This is a genomic window from Levilactobacillus muriae (assembly GCF_045862015.1).
Taxonomy (GTDB): Bacteria; Bacillota; Bacilli; order Lactobacillales; family Lactobacillaceae; genus Levilactobacillus; species Levilactobacillus muriae.
Map to the genome: position 1 here is coordinate 27,657 of NZ_BAAFRU010000009.1, position 20,056 is coordinate 47,712.

General features: G+C 47.6%; 15 protein-coding genes and 1 CRISPR repeat array. Of the genes, 6 read left to right on the plus strand and 9 right to left on the minus strand.

Annotated features, from left to right (window positions below; all coding sequences use genetic code 11):
• Positions 1-129: 129 nt before the first annotated feature.
• The 3 genes from ACKTSF_RS07800 to ACKTSF_RS07810 form a co-directional block, all read right to left on the minus strand.
• The gene (locus tag ACKTSF_RS07800) at positions 130-2,118 is read right to left on the minus strand and encodes a GTP-binding protein (RefSeq protein ID WP_407888225.1); all 1,989 of its coding nucleotides are present in this window, start codon (positions 2,116-2,118) and stop codon (positions 130-132) included.
• A gap of 201 nt (positions 2,119-2,319) precedes the next feature.
• The gene (locus tag ACKTSF_RS07805) at positions 2,320-4,215 is read right to left on the minus strand and encodes a hypothetical protein (protein WP_407888227.1); all 1,896 of its coding nucleotides are present in this window, start codon (positions 4,213-4,215) and stop codon (positions 2,320-2,322) included.
• A gap of 383 nt (positions 4,216-4,598) precedes the next feature.
• Complete coding sequence (locus ACKTSF_RS07810) at positions 4,599-5,291, minus strand: EAL domain-containing protein (protein ID WP_407888229.1); 693 nt, start codon at positions 5,289-5,291, stop codon at positions 4,599-4,601.
• Between the two features lie 91 nt (positions 5,292-5,382).
• On the opposite strand from ACKTSF_RS07810, the gene ACKTSF_RS07815 reads away from it, so the two are divergent.
• Both ACKTSF_RS07815 and ACKTSF_RS07820 read left to right on the plus strand, forming a co-directional pair.
• On the plus strand, positions 5,383-6,744 hold the full coding sequence (locus tag ACKTSF_RS07815) for an FAD-dependent oxidoreductase (protein ID WP_407888231.1): 1,362 nt from the start codon (positions 5,383-5,385) through the stop codon (positions 6,742-6,744).
• A gap of 21 nt (positions 6,745-6,765) precedes the next feature.
• A complete protein-coding gene (locus ACKTSF_RS07820; RefSeq protein ID WP_407888233.1) occupies positions 6,766-7,215 on the plus strand; it encodes a GNAT family N-acetyltransferase in 450 nt (149 codons plus the stop codon).
• 128 nt (positions 7,216-7,343) lie between these two features.
• Here the strand turns inward: ACKTSF_RS07820 and ACKTSF_RS07825 are convergent, their stop codons facing one another.
• The 3 genes from ACKTSF_RS07825 to ACKTSF_RS07835 all read right to left on the minus strand — a co-directional run bounded on the left by ACKTSF_RS07825 (position 7,344) and on the right by ACKTSF_RS07835 (position 9,763).
• The gene (locus ACKTSF_RS07825; RefSeq protein WP_407888235.1) at positions 7,344-7,817 is read right to left on the minus strand and encodes a GNAT family N-acetyltransferase; all 474 of its coding nucleotides are present in this window, start codon (positions 7,815-7,817) and stop codon (positions 7,344-7,346) included.
• A 154-nt stretch (positions 7,818-7,971) separates the two neighbouring features.
• Positions 7,972-8,814 carry an aldo/keto reductase gene (locus ACKTSF_RS07830; RefSeq protein ID WP_407888237.1) on the minus strand — a complete coding sequence of 281 codons (843 nt, stop codon included), beginning with the start codon at positions 8,812-8,814 and terminating at the stop codon, positions 7,972-7,974.
• 343 nt (positions 8,815-9,157) lie between these two features.
• Positions 9,158-9,763 (minus strand): NADPH-dependent F420 reductase, encoded by a 606-nt coding sequence (locus tag ACKTSF_RS07835; RefSeq protein WP_407888239.1) that lies wholly within the window; start codon positions 9,761-9,763, stop codon positions 9,158-9,160.
• Positions 9,764-9,938: 175 nt separating this feature from the next.
• Between ACKTSF_RS07835 and ACKTSF_RS07840 the strand changes: the two genes are divergently transcribed.
• The 4 genes from ACKTSF_RS07840 to ACKTSF_RS07855 all read left to right on the plus strand — a co-directional run bounded on the left by ACKTSF_RS07840 (position 9,939) and on the right by ACKTSF_RS07855 (position 16,477).
• Positions 9,939-10,505 carry a hypothetical protein gene (locus ACKTSF_RS07840; protein ID WP_407888241.1) on the plus strand — a complete coding sequence of 189 codons (567 nt, stop codon included), beginning with the start codon at positions 9,939-9,941 and terminating at the stop codon, positions 10,503-10,505.
• Between the two features lie 175 nt (positions 10,506-10,680).
• Complete coding sequence (locus tag ACKTSF_RS07845; RefSeq protein ID WP_407888243.1) at positions 10,681-12,774, plus strand: DUF262 domain-containing protein; 2,094 nt, start codon at positions 10,681-10,683, stop codon at positions 12,772-12,774.
• A 265-nt stretch (positions 12,775-13,039) separates the two neighbouring features.
• Positions 13,040-13,433: a CRISPR direct-repeat array (repeat unit 28 nt; unit sequence GGATCACCCCCACACCTGTGGGGAATAC).
• A gap of 266 nt (positions 13,434-13,699) precedes the next feature.
• Positions 13,700-14,869: a DUF2075 domain-containing protein gene (locus ACKTSF_RS07850; RefSeq protein WP_407888245.1), complete on the plus strand. Its 1,170-nt coding sequence runs from the start codon at positions 13,700-13,702 to the stop codon at positions 14,867-14,869.
• Positions 14,870-15,139: 270 nt separating this feature from the next.
• Positions 15,140-16,477 carry a gluconate:H+ symporter gene (locus tag ACKTSF_RS07855; RefSeq protein ID WP_407888247.1) on the plus strand — a complete coding sequence of 446 codons (1,338 nt, stop codon included), beginning with the start codon at positions 15,140-15,142 and terminating at the stop codon, positions 16,475-16,477.
• Positions 16,478-17,087: 610 nt separating this feature from the next.
• On the opposite strand, the gene ACKTSF_RS07860 is transcribed toward ACKTSF_RS07855, so the two are convergent.
• Genes ACKTSF_RS07860 through ACKTSF_RS07870 form a run of 3 tightly spaced genes read right to left on the minus strand, consistent with a single transcriptional unit; the run spans position 17,088 to position 20,054 of the window.
• The gene (locus ACKTSF_RS07860; protein WP_407888248.1) at positions 17,088-17,777 is read right to left on the minus strand and encodes a class A sortase; all 690 of its coding nucleotides are present in this window, start codon (positions 17,775-17,777) and stop codon (positions 17,088-17,090) included.
• A complete protein-coding gene (locus ACKTSF_RS07865) occupies positions 17,774-18,559 on the minus strand; it encodes a class C sortase (RefSeq protein ID WP_407888250.1) in 786 nt (261 codons plus the stop codon). The genes ACKTSF_RS07860 and ACKTSF_RS07865 overlap by 4 nt, the downstream gene beginning before the upstream one ends.
• 49 nt (positions 18,560-18,608) lie before the next feature.
• The gene (locus ACKTSF_RS07870) at positions 18,609-20,054 is read right to left on the minus strand and encodes a SpaA isopeptide-forming pilin-related protein (protein WP_407888252.1); all 1,446 of its coding nucleotides are present in this window, start codon (positions 20,052-20,054) and stop codon (positions 18,609-18,611) included.
• Between the last annotated feature and the right edge of the window lie 2 nt (positions 20,055-20,056).

Sequence of the window (20,056 nt, forward strand, 5' to 3'; positions counted from 1 at the left end):
GCGCTTACAACACCCTTAATTCTGGCTCTACCGTTCTGACGGCAACTAAAAAGCAGGTTACCATCACCATATTTACTGGCAAATCAGTAGCCTGCTAACACTAATACATTCAAACCCTAACGGCAAAATTTATTTTAATTTCGCCAAAGCCTCTGCCGTATACACATAATCCACGTGTGCCATCCCCGGCACATCATCCCAGTGGACCGGATAGCCTGCGCCATGCGCACAGAAGACGGACCCCGGCGTATTCTCCAGGTCCCCCACAGGATCATAGGCTTGTGCAGTCACGACTTCTGCAGCATTGTGGCAAGGCCGGTAGCCATCGATTAAACACTCCAGCTGCCCCTGACCATGCGTGTAGGCGTTAACCTCCTGAATGTAACCCTGCATTTCAGCCACCGGCGCCGTTCCCATCAGGATACTCATCCCATCCCCCGTTGCCGTGGGTGCCGTCGCGTCAGGCGTTTCAAAGCTCCCATGCATGCGTTGAATATCCGTCATGGCACGGCCGACTTGGTCTTGACCAATTTCCAATCGGAAACGATACCACGGTTCTAATAACACCGTCTGGTTCTGCGCCTTTGCCATCATCAAGCCTTGACGGACGGCGCGCCAGGTTGCTTCACGGAAATCACCACCAACTGAATGAACGATGCTTGCACGGCCACTGATCAATGTCATTTTCACATCCGTTAATGGTGATCCCGTTAACACACCCAAGTGTTCCTTAGCCTGTAGACTGGTTAGCACCTGATGTTGCCAGTTCTTACCCAAGACTTCCAGGTCGCAGTTCGCCGCAAATGTCACACCACTGCCCCGCGGGGCGGGTTCCATCAACAAGTGAACCTCGGCATAGTGCCGTAACGGTTCAAAATGCCCCACACCTTCTACCGCTTGTGTTAGCGTCTCCTTATAAAGGATACTACCCTCGCCAAATCCAACATCAAGGTTAAAGCGTTCGTGCAAAATTTGCTGGAGAACCTCTAATTGTACGGCCCCCATAATTTGGACGCGTATTTCTTGAAGGTGACTGGACCACGCCACGTGAAGCTGAGGGTCCTCGTCTTCCAGTTGCTGTAAAATCGTCAAGCACTCGTGAATGTCGTGGTCCTGGGGATCGAGCGTATAGTTCAGTACCGGTTGAATTTCCGGCGACCGCCCCGCGGCCTGTTCTCCTAGTCCTTGACCTGGATGCGTTCCGGTCAGATTAGGAATTGCGCATACCTCGCCTGCCGTGACCGTTTGCTTGATGGTAAACTTTGCGCCGTTATACACCCGGAGTTGGTTGACCTTCTGTGCGTCTAAGATAACCGCCTTATTGGCCAAAACGCCACCAGTAACACGGACCCACGTTAACCGTTCACCTTTGTCATCATGCGAAATTTTGAAAACCTTCGCACCAAATTCAACTTGGGATTCGGGCTCACGTGTCCACTGTTCCATCCCCGCCAGTAGGTCGTCAATGCCCGCTAATTTTAAGGCCGCACCAAAGTAACAGGGAAACACCTCACGCCGCTGAATCATTTGCCGCACGGTATCATCCGCCACGGTACCTGTATCCAAGAAGGCCTCGAGACTGTCATCATTTTGCATGGCAATATCTTCATACGCATCGGCCGGAATCGTCCCGTCCGTCGTACCGGAATCGTTAAAGGCAATACAGCCGGCAGAGAACACCTGCTGAAGTTGCGCCAACACACGATCCCGGTCAGCGGTATCGGCATCCATTTTATTCACAAATATAAAGGTTGGCACTTGGTAGTGGTCCAGTAATCGCCACAAGGTTCGTGTATAGCCCTGAATGCCATCGGTAGCTGAAACCACCAGAATGGCATAGTCTAAGACGCTGAGAACCTGTTCCGTCTGTGAGGCAAAGTCCACGTGTCCTGGGGTGTCCAATAGTGTTAGGTCAAGATCGCCGTATCGCAGACTGGCCTGATGGGAAAAGATGGTAATCCCTCGTTGTTTCTCAAGGTCATCGGGGTCGAGAAAAGCGTCGCCATTATCGACGCGACCTAACTGCCGTAATGCCCCAGAACGGTATAGCATCCCCTCAGAAAGGGTGGTCTTTCCGGCATCAACGTGGGCAACGATACCCGTTACGATGTGCTTCATGGTTGCATGGCTCCTTTTTAGTTTCTGATTAAGATCTCTGTCTAAATAGCTCAGTAACAGCACTGCATCACTAAAGCTCGTCATTCTTAATCATTATACTATCCGACCGCTGATTCACGAAATTTCGCGAACCAGGCGATGCTAAGGGTCAGCAACTTTGCGACGCATAGCCTGTCGTTGTTTCACATGAAACATCATCCGTTACGGTGCCGTCACAAAGGTCCAATCTAATTGCGAGGTGTACTTCCCCGGTAGAAAATTCGCGGTCGCCACCTTAACCTTCAAATCTTCCCCGTGACGCACACCAAGCGATGGAACGGACACACCATTGGCAACCGATACCACCGTCTGATCTACACTAGTCAACAATAAGGGGGCCTGCCCCAAACCTGCATCATAACTCAGGCCAGCCGCTAAATTCGTCTGACCATTGCTAAATGGTGCTTCCTGTCGCAAGTCGATTGTTGTCGCTGCTTTATCACGTCGATTGTCGGTCACGTCCAGAAGGTTCCCATCCCCGGCAGCAATCCCGGAAATCTCCTGTCCCAGATTAGTTGTGGTAATTGCACCAAAATTCACGTCATTCGCTACCACATGAAGCTTACCATCGGTGAATTGCAGTGTCAGTGGCAATCCCGAGTAGGTACTGATTTTATTGTGCTGAGCATCTTCACCACTTAAATCTCCCCACGTCGTCATTGTCCGATTGGCTGTCTGATTCGACGTAAACGTCACCCGAAACGTATGCGTTTTAGTTTTTGAAAAATCAACACCGGTGACCAAGACCTTCATGCTGTCACCACTGGTGTATTTCCCATACTGTACCTCTCGACCATCGACATCAACGGTCGGTTGAACACCAGCTGGCAGTGTAATTAAGAACTCGCCATCCGTCAATTGGGAATAGGGATTATCGTCCTTAAAACTACCAGACACCTGACAAATATCGCCACTAAGGACGTTGGTGAGCGCACTCGCCGTATTGCCTGTGTTATCAGTCAGGTCTTTCACTTGGTTAGTCACCGTCACTTTAGGCGTTGCATCAGGAATTACCGTCAATTGGGATTGATTCGTCGTCACATTCTGCATACTACCATCCGGTGACTTGACCGTAACGATCGCATAATATTTTGTTTGGTTATCAGCCATACTGGTTGCGGCCGTCGTGTAGCTCAGTTCATTCCCGCGAGCCACGACTGTATCTTTCCCGTCAATGATGCGATGCCAAGCCACTCCCGATGGTGCTTCGGCAAAACTGCCTTGGACGCTGAAAGTTGCCGTCTGACCTTCGGCTATGCGCTGTTTGGCCACCAGACCACCACCAATCTCAATCGGGACTTGATCCGTCTCGGTAGATTCATCATCATTCGTCAGTGTTCCCGTGATAGTTACCGTTCCTGATTGACCAGTCGTATTTGCCTTCACTTCTCCAGTGACTTCGTTCACCGTCGCTAACTGATCATCAGAGCTCGTCCAACTCAGCTCCCCAGTCGCGCTGGTCGGTGTCGGTGTGCCGTGAACGTACGTCACCATGGCTGTCCCCTGGTTGTTGTAGAGATAGTTCTGATCACTAGTCACCTTCAGTCCGGTCGCCGGAATTGGCTGTGGAAATGTGGTTAATGCCGCGACCCGTGAAAAATAAGTCGGCGTCACAAACATAATTGGCATCCCAACATAGTACTGAAAGGACTGCTGATAATAAACAGTGCCTACCTGAGTCGGTGTAACTGTAAGATCGGCCTTTTGCCCCGCGTCCGCCTTACTCCACGTTTTACCATCATTAATGGACTGATACCACTGAAAGTGGTCCCCCGCAAAGGGAATCAGAATGTCCACCATTGAATGGGCCGTCGCTGTCGTCAACATGACACTCCGATTCACCGACGTGTAGCGGTCATCTGGCTGGAGGTTAAATCCCGTGTTGAGATAAAGGCCAAACCCACCCAATGGTGCCCCACTGGGCGAACCCTTGCCTGGAATGCCAGTCGCCGCCTGCGCAATATTCACATGTCGTTGGAAACTCCCTTGCGCCATCAATCCAGTGATGAATCCCAGTGTCAAGACCACCAACACGTGTAACCACCATTTCCCCGCCATGATGCAGTCCTTCTTCCATAATCCTTTCCGTAATCATTACATATTCGTTGTCTCACTTTTTACCGGATTAGAAGTTAATAAAGTTCACTAACAAACTGTTGTGAAATCAGTCCATTCTAGCCGAAAGTGACCGGTTCTTATTTCAAAAGGTACTTACACTTTGATAGTAAGCCAATTACTTTTCATGTGATTACACCTTACGTCAATTTTCCTAGCCGCATTATCTGCCATCAGTATACAGGTAATGCCACCTGAATACCATCGAATACATAAATTATTTCTACTATATTCAATTATAAATATTTTTATACCCATTCATCGTCTAAAAAAGCTAGAGAACACTGCTATAGCAGCATTTCTCTAGCTTCAAATTGACACTTTTGTTAAGCCGGACAAGTATCCTGTGGTAACTTCAATAACTGTGGCTTGCTGAAGTAATACCCCTGCTTCAACTTAATCCCTAGTTGCTTACTCAGTCGATTGTCAGCATGATCTTCGATGCCCTCCAACACCATTCGCAAACCGTACTCTGCACTAATAGCGCGCCAGAAGCGAATCTTTTGCTGAATGTGAGGATCTTTGAACTCACGGTTGAAGTTTTGCAGCGCGAATTTGATCTCGGAAACGAGTGGCAACAACTCCTGAATATCTCTAAAGTAATTGTCCCCCGTCCCGACATCATCCAACGAAATCTGCATACCCATATTGATAAAAGTCTTCAACTGTGGCAATAGATCAGCGATCGTATACTGTTGGGGGCCGTCATCCTCGGTCAGTTCAACGACAAGTTTCGTCGGGTAAAGTTGTTCCTGGCTTTTGATGATTGCCTTGGCAATGGTCGTAGTCATCAGCTGTTCGCGATTGACATTGACCGATAAATAGCGCACTTTTAGCGAGAGTACTTTTGTCGTTGCAACCAACAGATCGGCCGTGATTTGCGGATCAATCGCCGAAAATGATTCCGGTAAGCGCCAACCCTCTGGTGTCATCTGTTTCATTAAAAGTTCATAGCCAAAGATCGTCTTCGTATCGGTGTCAATCTGTGGCTGAACAAAGTAACGGTAGACTGGTTCCAAAAAAGCACCCCCCTAAATAAAATATTTACGTGAACTATATCCTAAGTATACTATAATAAAGTTAAAGTGGTGTTACAAAAAGAAAGGATTGATGACATTGAAAGCTGTCGTCATTGGGTGTACCCACGCGGGTATTGCCGCTGTTAAACAAATTTTAAAAAATTATCCGAACGCCGAGATCACCGTTTACGAGCGTCAGTCAACCATTTCCTATCTCTCTTGTGCAACCTATCTACATATCGAGGGCACAGTAAAATCGCTAGATGACGCCCGTTATGTTGAGCCTGACGACTTTGCCGACGAGGGCGTGACCATGCAGATTAACCACGATGTCATCCGGATCAACGCTTCCGAACATACATTACTCGTCCAGAACATGGCAACCAAGGCCATGGCAACCGATACCTATGACAAACTAATCATGGCGACCGGCTCACTGACCGCAATTCCAGCGATTCCGGGCGTTGAAAATCCCAAGGTTCTTCTCTGCAAAACTTACAATCAGGCGCATAGTTTATGTGATTATAGCACCAATCAGAAGCGTGTGGCAATTATTGGTGGCGGCTATGTCGGTATCGAGCTAGCCGAGGGTTATGCCAATACTGGCCACGAGGTCCTGCTCATCCAGCAACCCACGCATTTACTCGACCAGTACGTCGAACCAGAAATATCCCAAGTAGTCGCCAGACTTTTGAAGGCGCATGGCGTCCATGTGCTACGACATACCCGGGTGACGGCCTTTGAGGATACCGATGAAGGCAAACTGTCTCTCGCTACTGAAGCGGGTAAATTTGAAGTCGATATGGCGGCCATCAGTGCTGGCATTATTCCGCAAACGGATCTGTTGCATGGCCAGGTCAAAATGGCGCCCAATGGCGCAATTCTGACCGACGACTACATGCACACCTCCAACCCCGATATCCTAGCGGCGGGCGACGCGTCTGTCAGTCACGATAATCAGACAAAGGCGCCGGGCTATGCACCATTGGTTTCCCACGCTATTCGGCAAGGAACTTTAGCGGGAATCAATACCTTTGAACGTCGGTTACGGACGATAGGCACACAGAATACCACAGGGGTCCTGATCTTTGACCACACGCTGGCCCGCGCTGGCTTGACAATGACACAGACGAAGGCAGCTCATTTGAACGCGGCCCACGTCCTTTACGCTGGGCCCTATCGGCCAAAATTCATGCCAGAACACTACCCCGTGATGGTCGATTTAGTTTACGACAAGAATACCCGAAAAATTCTCGGCATTCAGCTTCTCTGTCAACACGATATCTCCCAGGCAGCCAACGTGGTCTCGGCCCTTATGCAAAATGGCGGAACGATCGACCAAATGGCCATGCTAGATATGCTGTTCTCGCCAAACTTCAGTGAACCCTTCAACTACCTGAACAAGGCGGCACAAATGGCTGTGGATCAAGAGAATGGGTACATGCGCACTTAGTTTAACAAGGAGGGCTTCTCCATGATTACCTATCACACTTTAACGACCGCCAGTCCCCTTTGGTCCCAGGCGACGACTCAAGTTGCGGCCATCGACTGGCCCGCGGGACCCCATCTGGCAAAACGCATGCGGACGCCGGCAGTCTGGCAGTCCTTCGAACGTGTCATCTACGCAACGGCGGGCGACCAACTAGCAGGATTCTGTGCACTATTGGCGGAAGACATCGTACCCAATACGACCTACTCCCCATTTGTCAGCTCAGTCTACGTCGCTCCAGACTACCGTCATCAAGGTCTCAGTCTCAGACTGGTCCAGCAGGCGGAAAAGGCCGCTGAGGAATCTGATATCGACGGTCTCTACATCGTGACCCGTCATGTGGGGCTGTACGAGCATCTGAACTACGCTTTAGTGGATCGGCGTGAAGATCAGTTTGGCCGGCTGAATCACGTGTTGTATAAAGCCTTTACGTAAGTTAAAAGGTGTCTGGAAAAATTTCCAGGCACCTTTTTGATCTTCAGATTGGAATTGTTGCGCTGTGCGCCAAATTGCTGCTGGTTCCACGCGTTTAGGTTAGCCTGGTTAGAAGGATCTAGTCAGCGTTACACAGTCTGCGTCAGAATGTACTGCTTGCCGTAGGGGCCGAACCGACGACGACCAGTGTCCGTATAGCCCGATTTTTCGTAAAGTTTTTGGGCGGGAAAATTTCCGTGATCAACAGCCAAGACTAAGGTAGTGGCTGCTGGGAAACGTTGGCGCACAAATTCAGGTAATCGCTGAAGAACCTCGGTAGCGACTCCTCGACCACGCTGCGTTTCTGAAATGGAGAGCGAACGAATCAGGATGGCAGTCGCCGGATCGGCGCCCACTTCCCGAACATCCTCGTTTTTGATAAGGACCAAAAACCCAACTAGTTCGGTATCCTCTAGAATCATGAGCGGTAGTCGGTCAGGATTACCAATAGCGATGGTTAACGCCATTTGTGGCGTGGCCGTAAAGGTCGGATCACTCAGGGGATAGGTGGCGATGCGGTCACGATCCTGCTGCGTGTCCTGATAAACTGTGAGGGTTAACATAGCAACACTCCCTTAAAATTAATTCGTTAATATCTCTAAGGTACTACGATATCTTTAACACGACACAATATAAAACGCGTAATCTGAAAAAAATCGAAGTCCTCCTCGGATTGCGCGTTGCTGGTAATGGCTATTCGATTGGTGAAACCGTTAGCTATTCAAATTCTTCGTAAACATTCGGATCTTGACCAGCGACTACCCGACCCTCTACTTTAGTTAAGGCCGCAATTTGGGTCATTTCATCGGCCGTTAATTGAAAATCAAAAATATCTAGATTGGTCCGTTGATGGGCGATATTATGCGTCCGTGGTAACGGAACCACGCCACGTTGATGGTGCCAACGTAAAATAATCTGCACGACATTCTTCTGGTATTTGGTAGCCAGTTTCTGAATCAAAGGTTCCTTGATAACCGAACTTCCCCGGCCAAGTGGGCTCCAAGCCTCCGTCAAAATTCCCCGTTCGCGATTAGCGGTGACCATGCGCTCCTGATTCCAGTAAGGATGAACCTCAATCTGGTTAACCGAAGGCGTCACGCCAGTCTCTTGAATAATCCGGTCTAGATGTTCTGGCTCGAAATTAGAAACACCGATCGACCGAATGAGTCCCCGTTTTTGGGCATCGATCATCGCCTGCCAAGCCTCCACGTATAAGTCCTGTTTAGGCAATGGCCAGTGAATCAAAAAGAGATCAAAGTAATCCAAGCCCATCCGATATAACGATTCCTGAATTGCCGTCGTTGCATCGGCATACCGATGATATTTACCCGGCAATTTAGACGTCACGACTAGCTCAGCACGGGGGACTCCTGAACGGCGAATTGCCTCGCCAACGGCACCTTCATTATCATAGCTCGTCGAACTGTCGATGCTGCGATAGCCATCATTGATGGCAATTTGAAACTGATTAACTGCGGCCCCGCCACGAACGCGGGCGGTCCCCAAGGTAATTGCTGGTAGCTCCCAGCCATCATTCAATGTGAAACTTGGAATTGTCATGATTGGCCTCCTATATTCTCAGAAAGTTAACGTTGCGTTACTAAATATGGCAATGTGAAGCGCTTACATAGTTTACCACTTTCATTACACAAACACTCTAAATTTGCATCAAATATTTGTTTTTCCATACAACAGTCTGGATTAACGATTAATTTTACCGCACGTATTAGGCTGGTTACGTCTCGGAAGCGAAAATCGTTGTTTTCCTAGACATTGTGCGGCCCTGAATGATCACTTACAGCAAGACACAGCGTAACCTCTTAGTCCGTAATTCTAGCCCATATGCGCATAAAAAAACCAGCAGGAAATGTTTCACATGAAACATTTCCTGCTGGCATCCTTATTATTCAAATTTTTCATCCAGTTGGACAAAGGCCGTGTGCCCCAAGCCACCACCGACCTGCATGACGCTGCCACCATGACGTAGTTTTCCCAGGTCGACCGGACGGAAATTTAGTGGCCTAACCAGTGATGCAAAGGCCTTCTTGGCATCTTGGTCATCGCCCGCATAAAATAGTACGCGCCGACCGGGGCCGTCAACCTTACCCGTCATTAATTCATGTGGCAAGGTGTTAAAGGACTTGATGACACGAGCATTCTTAGCGGCCGCCGCAATCACTTCGCTCCCAGTCAATGGCCGGGTATCGATCTTTTTAAAGTCGGCGGTAAATTGATTAGTTACATCGACAATGATTCGCTGCTGGTAATCAGCGACCTGCTGGAGAACATCGGGAGCAACGCCAAATGGCACCGCAATAATCACGAGTGGCTGTCGGAGCGCATCGGCCACTTCACCAAAGACAACGTTCGCAGCGAACTCATCACGGCGCGTAGCCAGACTAGTGGCACCACGCGAATGGCTGAGAATGATCTCATTGTCGTCCCCGCGACTAACCGTCTGTGTCAGAATAGTACCAACCGTCCCAGACCCCACAACACCAATTTTCATATGATTCACCCTTTCGAAAGACTTCTAGCATAAGTGTACGCGGACCGTGACAGAATGCGAAGTTATTTGATCGACAGTCCACGATCGGCTAGTTACAAGGTAGACTACCCGGCAATCCACACTTGAGTCGCCAGTCAGCTTTCGTATACTAAAGCTATTAAGGAGGGGAACATCTATGAATCACAGACAAATCAAAGCTTTCATCACACTCTTAGCTGCTTCTGCTGGCTTATTAGGACTTGCAAATACATCCGCTAGTGCCAAGACAGTTTGGTTGTCCGTAAACCATGATGCAACCATTCGGACAGCACCAAAATCCATACGTGGCACCTGGTATGGCTATCAATCAATTTACGACAAGCACCCAAGTAAGCTCGTCGTTAACAAGAAGTCCTTCACAGTTACCACGTCCAACCACCAGAAGCATACCCTGAAATTTGCAAAATCTTGGAAAACGGCCTATGAGGTGAAGAACTTACCCAACGTTGATTTGCGAAAATCCAGCCATGGCTGGACTTATTTTGCAGTCATTCTTAAACCCAGCTGGGACCTGAGTAATTCTCAGTTTTACTACAGTCAAGTCTTGCCCGTTAAGTACGGTAAGCAACGTACTTTGGCCTACGTACAAGGCGTTAGCGAGAGTAAAACTAAAGTACCATTATTGACGAAGAAAAAGATCAATCACCCTGTTTTCAAGTCAACGAAACATATGACCGTTATTAATTATTATGGTGACACGTAACGCAGTGACTGATCTTATACTTTAGATACCTTGAAATTTTCTGAAAAGCTATGGACTTATCCGTCAATTCTGACAGAACAAATCTATTGCTTTTTGACCCGCGTAGTTTACTACTGATGCAGAGCTTTGCCTATCATAATTTCAAAAAATATCTTAAAATGGGCATTATAAGGAGATGTTCATCTTGCAGGGTAGTCCAGAGCTCATCGTTTCTGAAGTCATTCAAAATACGCAAAAAATTTATATTCCAATTTATCAACGTCGCTATAGTTGGGGAAGAGAACAGGCTCAGCGCTTAATCGATGACATGCAAACGGCACATAACCGTGGCCTGAAACAATACTTCATCGGAAGCCTAATCTTAGATACCACACAAACTGGAATTTCCGAAGTCGCCGTTATTGATGGCCAACAACGCCTAACAACCATTTCATTATTCCTAATTGCTATACGGGATGTCCTGGTTGACAGCGATCCTGAAACAAGCAAAATGATTACAGATAGATATTTAATTGATATTTATGACCATTCTTCCTTACACCACAATCGTCTAAAACCCGTACCTGGCGATGAAGACCAATACATAGATGTTCTAATACACGGAGAGGCTGCCAAGACATCATTATTTAAATCCAATTATGACTTCTTTAAAGACCTCATTAATGGTAGTCGTCTATCCGTTAATGAGTGGTTCACCTTACTACGGACACAGCTTCAGACAATGGTCATTACAGTTCAGCCTGGTGATGATGCCCAATTGATTTTTGAAAGCTTAAATTCTACCGGTCTGAGTTTAACCGAATCTGATAAAATTCGAAATTATTTACTGATGAGTCTATCCAATGAGAAACAATTAGAAGCTTTCGAAGTCTGGCAAGAAATTGAAAAGATCGTTCATCCTGAAAATGTTTCTAACTTTTATCGTCACTATCTGACCTCATTGGCTCGATCGTCTAAGCCTGTCAAAAAGGGCAGAATTTACACTGAGTATCGACTATATATTGGCTTAAGGTCAGGATTTGATCGCTATACCGAACTAAAAAAAGAAAAAGATATTGCCCTAATCTATGCCCAGATTCAGTTTCCAAATGATTACGACTTCGATGACCTTCATACCAAGCAACTATTGAATCGCTTGTCTCAATTAAGACTGGACGTTATGATGCCTTACCTCCTCCAGGTATTTACTAAGTACCATGAACAAGTGATAACTCTAAATTCTCTAAATAAAGTCTTAGCTGTTCTGCTATCATATCTCGCACGTCGCTTATTTGTTGGCATGCCCAGTACAGGTCTCAACAACTTCTTTTCATCCTTAGATCGACAGGTCACTCGTCTAAGTCAAAATCGACAGGTTGATTACGATACTGCCTTAAAGGTTTTCCTCACCCACACTGCCAAGGAAAACAAAATTTTCCCCAATAATGAGGACGTTTATCAGGCTTTAGTCACTAAAGATTATTACCATATCCGTACCGAGTCCTTTTGGTTTATCATGAACGAACTTAATAACCTTCATGGTGAACCACAGGACCTTTTCACACAGTCCGAAAATGGAAGTTATTCCATCGAACATATTATGCCACAAACGCTCAGTACTGCCTGGCAAAAAAGTCTGGGTCCTAATTGGCATGATATTCAGCTAACTTGGCTCAACCGACTGGCTAATCTAACCTTAACGGGGTTCAATTCACAAATGAGTAATCATCCCTTTCTAGAAAAAAGAGACGCGCCCGACGGTTATCGCATGTCTGGTATTAAGCTTAATCAAGACCTGGCTAATGTCTCAACTTGGAACACAACTACATTAGCACAACGTCAAAAGAATCTATATGACCGGATTCTAGCAGTCTGGCCGATTCCTCAAGTTCCAGATTTGGCGATTAAAAATACCGATTGGGTCAGCCTAGAAGACACCGACCCTACTGGAAAAAAGCCGATCGCTTTTAAATTCCATCAGCAATCCAGTCAACCACTTAAAAGCTGGAAAGAGCTATATCTCGCAGTTGCTAATCTCCTCTGGTTAAACAATCCAGCCGCTTTCTTCCAAATGGCTAACGACGATCATGACTGGTTAATCAAATACACTTCGGAGGTTGGTACAGAAGATTATCGAGAATTGTCTGGTGCTGACGAAAGCCAATCCATTAGTATCTTTAACGGTAACACATCAGCTTCCGAGCGTAAGAAATATATGCAACGCATCCTCAATTCTAGTGATGATTCGCTAGATAATATTGAAATCAGACTAGCCCAACCACGTGAGTAACATTCCGCACTTCTGCCAAACATAAAATCCCATTCATCCTATCCTCAAAAAAAGCATCCGCTCAATGACAGCAGTCATTGGACGGATGCTTTTCAACTATCAGTGATTCTGTCGCTTCATTTCGGGTTAATCTTTCTTCCGATTTCTGACCTGTTTGACGCCGAGTAACGTTCCCACCATCACAAGTAAAGCCGTTCCCCACCAAGCAGATGTTTGATGCTCATTGGTCTGTGATAACTGAGTTGTCTGTGCTGGCGTTATGTTGGGATCACCCCCACACCTGTGGGGAATACCGCGGCCGATGTGCCAGTGATCTACTTCGGTGAGGATCACCCCCACACCTGTGGGGAATACCTGACATGAATGTGGATTACGGCACGCTACATAGGATCACCCCCACACCTGTGGGGAATACGTGCGGATGATCAACGGGATGCACCGTGAGACGGGATCACCCCCACACCTGTGGGGAATACAGCTTACCAAGCGAAATAAGGCCAGTGCCAAGGGGATCACCCCCACACCTGTGGGGAATACTGGATAAACGTCCAGCCTCTCATGAAGCATTGAGGATCACCCCCACACCTGTGGGGAATACGCTCCCATCACTACTGATGTTATAGCGACCATAGGATCACCCCCACACCTGTGGGGAATACACTAAGAAAACCCCGTCAGACCGGCCTTTAAAAATCGCCAAAGTCCTGTTTTCAATCGGTTTGCTTCTTAAGCATACATCAGTGCCACCTCAGCCACAATCAAATAATTCCGCAATGTCACGGGTAGCTATCCAGTCAATTCCCCCATCATAATTTCAAGAATAGCCAGCACCCCACCGGTAAACTGCTATAATAACAATAGCTTTTTCCGCGGACAGCAACTGCTTCACCCACGCGGAATCAATTAATGCATAAGGAGTTCCAGAATGAATAAAATTCTAAAAGCACAATTCTTCGTCGATGACCTTTCAGACGATCAAAAGACTGTAATCACAAATATTAACAACTATATTAAACAAGGATTGACCGGCGATACGTCCTCTGTTGCCATCATTCAAGGCGCTGCCGGAACCGGTAAGTCAGTGGTTCTGATGGAGCTCGTGCGTCAGTACATGACCGACAGCCGCTACAAGACCTCTCTGGTGGTTAATCATCCCGAATTGTATAAAGCTTATCAGGACCTCGCGGAATCGATTCCCAACATGAAGGTCAATTCGATCCGCCGACCAACCTCACTAATCAACTACGCGCAAAAGAATCATAAAAAATACGATATCATTTTCGTCGATGAAGCTCATCTTCTCTATTCCAAGTCAGAGCCGTATGCGCACTATCGCGGGCAAAACCAACTCACCGACTTGATGAATCTAGCCAAGGTCGTCGTAGTCGTCTATGACTTTGACCAAGTCTTCCAGTCCAAGATGTACTGGGACAAGAACCTCCTCTTCAAGACGATTGGCTCTCATCCCTATAAGATGTTTGATATGAACTTCCAATATCGGATGGTCGCCAGCGACGAACAGGTTGCCTGGATGGACGACTTAACCGCCGAAAAGCCACTGAAAGCCTTCCCGGAAAACAGTGACTTCAAGTTTAAGATGTTTGATACCGCCGGCGAGTTGTTCGAAAATATTAAAAAGCGAAATAAGGAAGTCGGCATGAGTCGGGTCGTTGCGACCTCTGGTTTCCCTCGGATTGACGGTCGCCACAACGTTGAGATGGATACGTTCAATCTGCCTTGGGATGAGTGGGATCCCCAACGAACGCACTGGGCCAAACGTGAAGGCTCTATCACCCAGGTGGGGACAATCTACACTCTTCAAGGCTTTGACTTGAACTATGTCGGCATGATCATCGGCCCCTCCTTCGGCTACGACAAGGCTACCGACACGATGACCATCATCCCCGAGAAGTATTCGCACAAGGAAATCTTCAAGAAGCGTAAGGATATGAAATTCACTCAGGATGAATACAAGACATTCATCGCCAACGTCTTGAATGTTCTGATGAAACGCGGGAAATACGGGCTGTACCTGACCGCCTACGATGACGCCTTACGGCAACGGTTGATGGAACTCGCAACCGAAAAAGAATAGTCCCAATATGTATGTTGCTTGTAATCAACGAAACTTGATTACAAGCAACATTTTTTTAAAGACCGCCTAGCCATCTGGACGACTAAAGTTTGGAGAATAACACCGGTTTTAACTGATATACCAGTTAAAAAGAGATTATCCCCTTCATTGCCTATTTATCTTGAATATATGTATGCTTTTTCACTTTATTGTGGATTTTCGTTTTAAATGGTAAGATGTATGCGCTTACTAATATATCTGTTTTGTCTTTTTTTCTTAGGAGGGATTTACTTGGCAGCTGATTTACTCGCACTTTTTTGGGTGCTTCTCGGAATTTTACTTTTAGTTTTCCTCATCGTCAAAACAAAAGTACATAATATTATTGCCCTACTTGTCTCAGGATTATTCATTGCCTTCGCTGAAGGGTTACCCATGGTCAAGATCGCTACGACCATTGAAAATGGGATTGGTAGTGTCATGTCATCCTTGCTACTGATCGTTATTTTCGGGGCAATCATTGGAAAAATGATGACGGAGTCAGGTGCTTCTCAACAAATTGCGGATACGATTGTAAACGCAATGGGGCCCAAGCTCCTGCCCTACGCCCTCTTACTTATTGGGACGATCTTTGGGATGTCCATGTTCTACGAAGTGGCCTTTCTCATTACCATGCCCTTAGTGATTAACATTGCCAAAGAGGCTAAGGTTCCTTATATGAAGTTGGTCATTCCAACCATTACCGGAGCCACCATGGGACATAGTATCTTTCCACCGCAACCCGGCCCAATGGCCCTAGTGACTGCATTTCATGCCGATATTGCTCAGGTCTACATGCTGGGATTTATCGTCATTGTCCCCACGATTATTTGCTCTGGGGTCCTCATCCAACACTTTATCCCAGGACTAGCTGACATGCCGCTGGGCAATGTGATGAAACCGGCGCCTAAAAAGGCTGCCGCGGACATTCCCAGCTTTAGAACCAGCATCATTATCCCCTTGTTACCTGCCATTATCATTATTTGTGCCTCTCTAGCCAAAACATTGTCAACCGCCAACAGTTGGACCTTTAGGTTTGCCAGTTTCATCGGTAGTGCTGAGATTAGTATGCTCATCACGGTTATTGTCGCCATGCTCCTGTTTGGTTACCGCCGTGGGATGTCTGGTAAACAGATCTCAGATCATATGACCAGTGCCATTGCTGGGATTTCCAACGTCCTCATGGTCATCGCTGCTGGTGGTGTGATGAAGGAAGTTATTATCGACAGTGGTATCGGAAATAAAATTGTTGATCTGGTGGGTCACACCAATATTTCACCTCTAATTCTCGCTTGGATTATCACAGTCCTCATTCGCCTCATGACAGGCCAAGGTGCCGTTTCTGCTATCACCGCTGCAGGGATCGTGGCCCCAATGGTCGTAGCTTTCCACGTGAACCCTGCCCTGATGATGTTGGCGTGTGCCTGTGGGAGTAATACCACTACCCTGATGTATGACGGTGGTTTCTTACTCTACCAACAATCATTTGGTATTTCTTTAAAAGACACGTTTAAAACCTGGGGGCTACTGGAATTTGTGAACTCGTTCGTTGGTCTACTGATGGTCCTGTTAATTAGCGTATTTGTGCATTAGGCATTCGCCACAAAGTCAGATTTAACGAAGTTCACGTTAACCCGTCTAACTGGCCTGCTCATTTCCATATCTCTCAAAATAACGGCAGCGGCTATTCACTAAGAATAGTCACTGTCGTTATTTTCGGAAATCACCCAATGATCAATGAAGAACTGTCATCTTCTCCACTCAAGGACTGGAACACCGATGTTTCACATGAAACAATTACTAGGCTACCCTTGCAGGAATCCCATAACCACTAGAATGAGGCCGGTCGAATCAAAGTTTACGATTCAAACCCGTCCATTCTGGCACTTCTATATATGCGTGATCAGCCTTAGCTTACCAACGCTTCAAAGATTACTTTTCAATCACCCTTGTTTTATTACTCATCACGAAGCTACCATGTGTAACATACTCTATACCGGAAAAGGAGGGGAATCTTGACTCAAAGAACACCCTCATTAATATCTTCTCCGCAATATCTTCTCCGCAATATCGCAAGTCCTTGTATGCACAGTCACTTCAAGCCCAACACCAAAAAATACGGCGATACCCTCACTGGGGCACCGCCGTATGCTTTATCCACTTCTTTGTTCGGTAACTGATGGTCTCGGGTTAGTCTTCTAGCTTACGCTTGCACAGGTGACACCGATTGAAGTTTTCCCTGCACCACTAACCGCTTCGGTTCACCCCGTTTAGCTGAAGCACAGGTCACCAAGGTCACTAGCTTTTTGCCGGGAACATCCTCGATAACGTCGACTCGATGTCGATCGACCACTTGGACTTGCGTCACCTTATACCGATACATGTGCTGCTTATCCGTCAGGTAAATGCTGTTCCCCTGGCGAACGCCTTTGAGGGGAGAAAACAAGAGACGTTTAGCTGACATATAGTGCCCAGCCAGCGCGTAATTGCCTTGGCCCATCCGCTGGTCTGCCTTGAGCGTTCCCGCCCCGCGGACCAGCACGGCATTATTGACACCGATGCCAATCGGTAAGTCCAATCCCACGGCGGGAACCCGCAGTTGACCAACTGCGCCGTAGTCACTGTTACCCACCAATTCGCGTAAGCCATAGCCCCCAACCGTGACCGGATTCAACTGAGCAGTCTTCGCATAGTTGAACTGATCCGACTTATCCTGTGCTGACCGCGTCGCCTGCTGCACACTCTCGACTGTCATTTCTCGTTTAGCTGTATCGCCCAGCCAAGTCACTGAGTGGTTTTGCGTCAGTCCCAGCAGAACCAGTCCACTACCGATGAGAAACATCACCAGCACCCAGAGGAAGCTTGTTTTTAAACGTCGCTTACGTGCTGTCATTTTGCTTCCTCCTTTGCCCGGCGATAGCGGCGGTAGCCACCCCAGATTCCACCAGCTATGAGTAGTCCCACTAGCACCAACAGTCCAATCTTGTACCAATCCCATACAAACTTCCCTTGAGGGATCGTCTGCGTTTCATTGGGAATCAGCTGGCCCGTGACCAACAGTCGGTGCGTATTGATCATATACGGCGTGCAAGTCATCAGTGTTACCTGATTCTTCGCTGCCGAGCGTGTAACGGGTTGGCGGGTCGCCGCCTTCACCGTCCGAATCGCAGTCACCTTGTAGGTCATCAATCCATAAGCATTCTTCAGGTAGAACCGGTCATTGTGCTGGAGTCGTGGCAGGTCTGTGAAGAGTTGCGCGCCAGGTAAGCCTCGATGAGCTGTTATGAGACTGTGCTGGTTGCTTTTACCCTGGGGGATGTCCGTCCCGCGAACCACCCCCGCGTACTTCTGTAGGACCTGTTCACTAGTTCCGGCAAATATTGGCAGTTCCACGTTGATCTTTGGAATCGCCACCAGCGCTACCGGTGTCGTCTCAACAAAGCCTTTGGTCTCTTCCTTGAATGGATCCTGAATCGCTGCCTCATTACTTACTTCCTGCCGCTGTAAGGCCTTTTGAAGTGCCTGGCGTTGTCTGGTACTCGCTGTCCGCAACTGCTGCTTATACGCCTTCAGGACCCCCTGCTGGCGCCAACCAGTAACCGCGTTGCTCGCAGCCGGGTAGCCTATCAGTCCCAGCCCTAAACAAAACAGTAGGATGATGAGCCATTTACGCATGTCGGGGTCCTCCCTTCTCTAAGTGTCTGGACAGCCTGTCAGGTTCTTCTTAATTCTCTTGCTGGCGTTGCCGGTAGTACAGGTAGCCTGCGCCACCCATCAGGAGACTCCCGATGAGGAGGAACAACCAGATACCCATCCCTCCGGTAATTGGCAACGCATAGCGTTCGTTTTCGATCGTCACGATGCCTGTTTTCTCGTTGATTTCGAATTCAGTCGCTTCCTTTAGCAGAGCATAACCTGCTGGCGCTTGCGTTTCGATCAGGTTGTAGGTCGCCTTGCCATCACGTTGGTCATACACGTAAGGCACACCCGTGAAATTAAAGGTCCCATCTTTTCCAGATGTGAGTTCCGTAGCATCGGCTTTATCGGTAACCCATTTCACAAAATTGTTATCTTGGAAAACTGCCCAGAAAATTTTGCCTGTATGGTCAACCTTTTGAACCTTAAACTTAGCACCAGCCAAGACCTTTTCCTTATTCTGCGCATCCACCTTCTTGAATTCAGCACCACCTAGGATCAGATAGTTCAAGATGCCAATTCGCGTGCCGTCAATCTTGAAGTAATCGGCACTTGGCTTCATGATTTTCGGATCGACATTTCCGTTCTTATCGACGGTAAACGTTAAGGAAATCTTGCCATCGTTAACATTGTCTTGGTTATACCACGGATACGCCGCAATTGAAGTTTCCGTTAACACGTATTCCTTTCCAGCCACCAGGTTACCAAACGTGATATCCCCATTTTTATCGGTCTCCAGTGGTATCGTTTTGCCCTCGCCATCTGCACGTTTCAGCTCGAACTTAATGCCTTCTAACGCGACGTGCTGCTCACTAGTCGGGGCTTCAGGATTGATCCCGACCTTGTGAATCTCAGGGTCAACGTCCCGTGCAACAACGTTCTTGGGGTACAGGTGAATGGTGTCCTTGTCACCCAGAGGTAGGCCGATGATCATCGGTGCCGACAAGCCTGTCAGATACTCAGTCTTTGCTTCGGTTTCCATGATAAGGTAAAACCCTTTGTTCTTCAGCTTCGAAAATGTTAAGAGCCCACTGTTGTCCGTTAATTTTTCCTCTGAAACGGGTACTAGGTTGTGTGCCGCCACGAAGGCCGCTTGTGCCTTGAGGATCTCTTCCGGATCAGTCTTTTCACCCGTGATCTTTGCAATCAACTGGTCTCGTTTCTTTTCGAATGTCGCGCTATCCGTCTGACCGCTGATCACACCTTCTTCTTCAAGCAGATCCGTCAGATCATAGACGCTATAGGCAATGTCACCAAAGGTGCTGGCATTATAGGGGGTCATCCCCTCCAGGAGTGGTACTTCATCCCCGGTGTTTTGAATCGTCTGCGTTGTTTGGTTATCTAGCTTATGCAATTTCATCGTGACCTTGTCTGGCGCTGAGTCGCTAGCATGGGCGGTCAGTTGCCCCCCTAATGCTAAGCCACAAACGGCGAAGGCGGCGAGTGCGAGTTGTCGTAATTTTGTGAATTTCATGG

Bases quoted from the DNA above. Each gene is read 5' to 3' on its own strand.
- ACKTSF_RS07800 (WP_407888225.1), bottom strand. From the start codon at position 2,118: ATGAAGCACATCGTAACGGGTATCGTTGCCCACGTTGATGCCGGAAAG.
- ACKTSF_RS07805 (WP_407888227.1), bottom strand. From the start codon at position 4,215: ATGGCGGGGAAATGGTGGTTACACGTGTTGGTGGTCTTGACACTGGGA.
- ACKTSF_RS07815 (WP_407888231.1), top strand. From the start codon at position 5,383: ATGACATTGAAAGCTGTCGTCATTGGGTGTACCCACGCGGGTATTGCC.
- ACKTSF_RS07820 (WP_407888233.1), top strand. From the start codon at position 6,766: ATGATTACCTATCACACTTTAACGACCGCCAGTCCCCTTTGGTCCCAG.
- ACKTSF_RS07825 (WP_407888235.1), bottom strand. From the start codon at position 7,817: ATGTTAACCCTCACAGTTTATCAGGACACGCAGCAGGATCGTGACCGC.
- ACKTSF_RS07830 (WP_407888237.1), bottom strand. From the start codon at position 8,814: ATGACAATTCCAAGTTTCACATTGAATGATGGCTGGGAGCTACCAGCA.
- ACKTSF_RS07835 (WP_407888239.1), bottom strand. From the start codon at position 9,763: ATGAAAATTGGTGTTGTGGGGTCTGGGACGGTTGGTACTATTCTGACA.
- ACKTSF_RS07840 (WP_407888241.1), top strand. From the start codon at position 9,939: ATGAATCACAGACAAATCAAAGCTTTCATCACACTCTTAGCTGCTTCT.
- ACKTSF_RS07845 (WP_407888243.1), top strand. From the start codon at position 10,681: ATGTTCATCTTGCAGGGTAGTCCAGAGCTCATCGTTTCTGAAGTCATT.
- ACKTSF_RS07850 (WP_407888245.1), top strand. From the start codon at position 13,700: ATGAATAAAATTCTAAAAGCACAATTCTTCGTCGATGACCTTTCAGAC.
- ACKTSF_RS07860 (WP_407888248.1), bottom strand. From the start codon at position 17,777: ATGACAGCACGTAAGCGACGTTTAAAAACAAGCTTCCTCTGGGTGCTG.
- ACKTSF_RS07865 (WP_407888250.1), bottom strand. From the start codon at position 18,559: ATGCGTAAATGGCTCATCATCCTACTGTTTTGTTTAGGGCTGGGACTG.
- ACKTSF_RS07870 (WP_407888252.1), bottom strand. From the start codon at position 20,054: ATGAAATTCACAAAATTACGACAACTCGCACTCGCCGCCTTCGCCGTT.